Origin of the sequence: Bradyrhizobium sp. SHOUNA76, from assembly GCF_023006445.1 — a bacterium.
Classification (GTDB): Bacteria; Pseudomonadota; Alphaproteobacteria; order Rhizobiales; family Xanthobacteraceae; genus Bradyrhizobium.
Genome location: NZ_JALBHA010000806.1, coordinates 1 through 1780, shown reverse-complemented (window position 1 = coordinate 1780; position 1780 = coordinate 1). Strand labels below are relative to the sequence as shown.

At 67.6% G+C, this 1780-nt stretch carries 3 protein-coding genes; all 3 read right to left on the bottom strand.

Annotated elements, in window-relative coordinates; genetic code table 11:
- Window positions 1-191, bottom strand: a 191-nt coding sequence (locus MOV74_RS37330; RefSeq protein WP_246932422.1) for an FGGY family carbohydrate kinase, incomplete at its 3' end; no start/stop codon positions are given.
- A gap of 82 nt (window positions 192-273) precedes the next feature.
- A complete protein-coding gene (locus tag MOV74_RS37325; RefSeq protein ID WP_246932421.1) occupies window positions 274-1317 on the bottom strand; it encodes a LacI family DNA-binding transcriptional regulator in 1044 nt (347 codons plus the stop codon).
- A gap of 101 nt (window positions 1318-1418) precedes the next feature.
- Window positions 1419-1780, bottom strand: a 362-nt coding sequence (locus tag MOV74_RS37320; RefSeq protein ID WP_246932419.1) for a GNAT family N-acetyltransferase, incomplete at its 5' end; no start/stop codon positions are given.

Below are 1780 nucleotides of genomic sequence, written 5' to 3'. Positions count from 1 at the left end.
GGATGGCGAGCGGCGAGATCGTCGACCGCACCGATCGCCGCATCGACCCACGAATCGGGATCCTGCTCGGACCACAGCGGCGCCGGATGCGACAGCGCAAGCTCGCGCGTGGCCGTCGCGACAATCGCGCCGGCCTCGCTCACGAGCACCGCTTTCACACCGGATGTGCCGATGTCCAGTCCGAGATACACGCCATCCTCCTCTTTACCCATGACGATGCGCGATCTTGATCGTCGCGCTGGCCGCCACGGGCCGTTCGATAGCCAGCTGCCACTAGGGCAGATTGTCCCGCATCACGATGTCGATCCTGATCTTCTCCTGTTCGCGCAGGATCGGCTCGCCGCGGGCGAGGGCGAGCAGCACGCGCACGGCGGCTCGCGCTTCATGTCCGGGGTTCTGCGAGATCGCGGCATCCATCACGCCCTGCAGCAGCAGCCGCCGCGTCAGCACGGTGACGTCATGACCGACGAACACCACCTGCTTGTCGCGGCCGGCATCGCTCAACGCCTTGGTGACGCCCTGCGTACCGGCGCCGACATTGTAAAGGCCGACAATGTCGGCATGCCTGCCCAGCAGTCGCGCCAAAACCTGTTCCGAGCGATCGTCCTCGTCGCGCCCCTCCAGCACCGGCAGCACGCCGAGCCCAGGGAATTCCGACGCCATCACCTGGTTGAAGCCGAAGATGCGCTCGGCATGGTCGCGCAGGCCCTGCGAGCCCGCGACGATCGCGACCTTGCCGGACTTTTGGCCGACCAGCCGCCCGACCAGTGCACCGGCGGTGCGCCCGGCAGCGATGTTGTCGATGCCGATATAGTGGTGGCGGCGCGACGACGGCACGTCCGAAACCAGCGTCACCACCTTGGTGCCGGCATCGACGAGATCGTTGATCGCGGCGCGGACGCTCGGATGATCCAGCGCCACCACGGCGACGCCGTCGCAATCGCCCGACAGCGCCTCCAGGGTGCCTGCGAGCACCGACGGGTCGAACACGTCGGTTGTGACCATCTCGACGCTGAGGCGGCGCGCCGAGAGCCAGGCCGACATCTCGCCGAGATAGGCCTCGATCTGCTGCATGAACGGATTCGACCCCGACGGCATCACAAAGGCAAAGCGGCGGGCGCGGCCGCGGGCAAGCTCCGCGGCGGCGACGTGGGGCTGGAACGAATTGCGCTCGATCGCCGCCTTGACGCGCCGCACTGTATCGGGCCGCACGCCCGGCCGGTTGTGCAGCACACGGTCCACCGTCGCGAGACTGACACCCGCCTCGCGGGCGATGTCCTTCAGCGTCAGCGCAGTGGCGGTGAGAGTATCGGCCATGGCTGAAGGCTAACAGAGGTTTTTTGAGGTACGCAACTCATTTTGAGGGGCGCGACGGAATTTTCGGCCCCCGGTTGCACTGCGGCAGTCGGCCGGAGAGCTCAGCGGCCGCTCAGATCCAGCGTCAGGAACAGGCTGTTGGGGTCCTCGACATAGCCCTCGAACGGGCCGCAGAGGACGAAGCCATGCGCCCGGTACAGCGCGTGGGCCGGCTTGAAATAGGCCCACGAGCCGGTCTCGAGGCTGAGCCGCGTCAAGCCGCGCGCGCGGCCTTCACTGATGATGTGGCGGAGCATCTGGCCGCCAAAGCCGCGACGCCGCGTGGTCCGCAGCGTGTGCATCGACTTCACCTCGCCATGGCTGGCCGAGAGCGTCTTCAGCGCGCCGGTGGCGACCAGCGTCTCGTCGTCCCAGCCGGTCCAGAACGCGACGTCGCTCGCGCGAAGGCCCGCCAGATCGAGCG

Coding starts and splice junctions, on each gene's coding strand:
- MOV74_RS37325 (WP_246932421.1), bottom strand. CDS start 1,317: ATGGCCGATACTCTCACCGCCACTGCGCTGACGCTGAAGGACATCGCC.